Origin of the sequence: Rhodococcus opacus (assembly GCF_012396235.1) — a bacterium.
In the GTDB taxonomy this organism is placed as follows: domain Bacteria; phylum Actinomycetota; class Actinomycetes; order Mycobacteriales; family Mycobacteriaceae; genus Rhodococcus_F; species Rhodococcus_F opacus.
Window position 1 is genome coordinate 1 of sequence record NZ_JAAXPA010000084.1, and the last position, 2,564, is coordinate 2,564.

The 2,564-nt window shown below is 65.2% G+C and carries 2 protein-coding genes and 2 pseudogenes; 3 read left to right on the plus strand and 1 reads right to left on the minus strand.

What is annotated here, in order from left to right:
- Both HGB39_RS40105 and HGB39_RS39490 read left to right on the plus strand, forming a co-directional pair.
- A pseudogene (locus HGB39_RS40105) lies at nt 1–140 on the plus strand (TIGR00374 family protein); the annotation flags it as partial.
- Nucleotides 141–248: 108 nt separating this feature from the next.
- Nucleotides 249–482, plus strand: a pseudogene (locus HGB39_RS39490) (long-chain fatty acid--CoA ligase); the annotation flags it as partial.
- A gap of 365 nt (nt 483–847) precedes the next feature.
- On the opposite strand, the gene HGB39_RS37890 reads toward HGB39_RS39490, so the two are convergent.
- Entirely contained in the window at nt 848–1,642 is a 795-nt protein-coding gene (locus HGB39_RS37890) for an MFS transporter (RefSeq protein WP_312029828.1), read from the minus strand.
- Between HGB39_RS37890 and HGB39_RS37895 the strand changes: the two genes are divergently transcribed.
- On the plus strand, nt 1,570–2,493 hold the full coding sequence (locus HGB39_RS37895) for a LysR family transcriptional regulator (protein WP_267204265.1): 924 nt from the start codon (nt 1,570–1,572) through the stop codon (nt 2,491–2,493). The genes HGB39_RS37890 and HGB39_RS37895 overlap by 73 nt on opposite strands.
- The last annotated feature ends 71 nt before the right edge of the window (nt 2,494–2,564 follow it).

A 2,564-nucleotide genomic window follows, 5' to 3' on the forward strand; every position in this document is an offset into this window, starting at 1 on the left:
CGATCGTCGTCTACCGCCTGGTCAGCTTCCTGCTCATGGCCACCATCGGCTGGATCGTCTTCGCGGCACGCTTCCGGGGTGCGCAGCAGCAGGGCGAGGAGGGCCCGGACCCCGCACCACTGTGGCGCCGCCGGAAGTAGGAGGTCTCGCGCGGCGAGCGCACGACCGGACCTCGGTGGCATTGCAATGATCCAGCAGTCGTTTCACTGACGGCGCGGACCTAGCCGCTCGAGATATTGCTCGTCTGAGCGAATCGGTTCGACGCAGCCGTCGCACTGGACACGTTCGTGGAGCACCGGGTGACCTACACGATCGGCTCGATCACAGTGTTCAACGCCCTCTCAGACGTGCCGGGTGTCAGCGCGGCCCACTTCCCCTCGGTCAGGACCCTCTCTTGCGGCGGCGCGCCCATCTCACCTTCCACTCGACTTGCGCCGAGTCGACGGACCGGAACAATTGTCGGTTCGGGAGTGGACCTGACCGCACGGGGCGAAAACGACGTACGCGGTGTGGCTGGTCGGGTGACGGGCTGGTGACGTAGGCGATACCCGTGGACGGGTCCACCGTCACATCGAGAGTGGTCCCTTCCCGACACTCACCGTGGGTTTTCCCAACGGGGCGTCGTGGACGGCGGAATCACTCCGTGACTGCCCGCACACCGCCACGGGAGCATCGCGGCCACGGCAATCCAGGCCGCTCGCCTGCGTCGCCGAGGAGCGCCGACCATTCCGTCCACGACCTCTCCCGTCGACTCGGATCACCCGTAGTCGCCATTCTGTCACCACCAGTGGTGCGGAATGCCCGTGTCGGGCCGACCTGAACTCCTACGTCGAAACAAGGTTGACGCTCAAGCCGCTCCTGCTTGGTCGATGCTCATGCCACGGGTTTCACGAGCGCAGAGCATGACGGGTCCGAGGCACACAAGGAAGATCGCGCAGATGAGCCAGAACGGTGCACTCGTCCCCAGCTTCGTCTGGATGAAAGGGATCGACGCGACGACGAGGACTCCGCCGAAGCACCTGCTCGCGGATTCCACGAATCCCGCGGCGGTTCCCCTCGCATGGGTGGGGAATTGCTCGGACGTGAACAGTTTGGTGAAGGGAACCAAACCCGTGCAGAAGAACGCGCTGACAAACCCGCACGCGACAGCGAGAGCGATGTTCTGAGACAGTCCGAGCGCGCTGAACCCGAAGATGGCGCCGACGCTGTAGAGAAGAAAAGTCTTCTTGCGGCCGAGCCTGTCGGCGAACTGTCCCACCGCGATCGCCCCCACTGCGCCGGCAATGATGATTCCGATGGTGGTCACCAACGCTCCCTGGGTTGTCATCCCCATATCCGCGTACATGACCGAGGCGTAGACCAAGAGCACATAGGCGCCCGCGCTTGCACCGGCGCAGATCAGCAGGCACAGCACGAATCTGCCGAGCAACGGTCTGCGAAACAGATCCTTTGTCCCGCTTCCTCGTTCGGCGCCGGACTCGTACTCGGCGCGCACGACGGCGGCGACCTCGGGGTGCACGAGCTCATTCTCGTGGTTGTACCCGGCCTCGCGTTCCAACTGCTCGACCAGTGCCCGCGCTTCGTCTGCGCGACCCTTCAGCAGCAGCCACCGAGGGCTTTCGGGCAGATTCCGATAGATCAGCGATCCGCCTCGGTTCGCTGCGCAACGCCGCTCAGGAGGTGGGCATCGGGCAGCCGACTCTCAGCCAGCAGATCCGGCGCCTCGAGGAGGACCTCAATGTCGTCCTCTTGATCCGTCGCGCCAACGGGGTTCTACCCAGCGCGGAGGCCCGGATTCTGCTACCGCACATTCGACAGGTGTTGCAGGCCGATCGCGCGCTCCGCGAGGAGGCGGGGCTGATCAACGGACTGCGCAGCGGCAGCGTGCGCCTGGGTGCCGTCACGACGGCCAGCCAGATACTGCTACCGAGAGTGGTTCCGCTCTACCGGAACTCGTTCCCCAACGTGCGCTTCTCGGTGTGGGAATCGGGCTCCCAGGGTGTGCGCGACAGCGTGACGAACGGCGAACTCGACCTCGGACTCGTCGTGAGGGCCAACGACCCGGCCTCCGACGCAAGCCTCACCGCAACCGACCTGATCTCCGACGAGGTCGTGCTGTGCGTGTCCCGGCGACATCCTCTGGCCGGCAAGTCGACAGTGGGAATTCAGGACCTCGCAGGCCAGTCCTGGGTGGTGTCTGCGCACGGTTTCGCCCTGCGTGAGTTGGTGGACACCGCGTTCGCACCGCCGGCCCAGGACATCGTCTACGAGACGACGAGCCCGCACACGAGCCTGCTCATGGTCGCGGCGCGCGTAGGTATCGCCATGCTTCCCCGGCACACGCTCCGCGACCACTGCGCCGACGAAGTGGTCACTCCTGCAACGGATTGGGATCCGCCTCAGCTGACCGTCTGCATGATCAGGCGGGCGGACACTCAGAGCGTGTCTCATGTGGGGAGCTTCTTGAAGCAGGTGAGTGCGGCGGCGAGGTGAAGGAAGCCGGCGAAGTGTTCGCCGTGGCGCTCGTAGCGGATGGTCATGCGCCGGTAGCCGGTGAGCCAGGC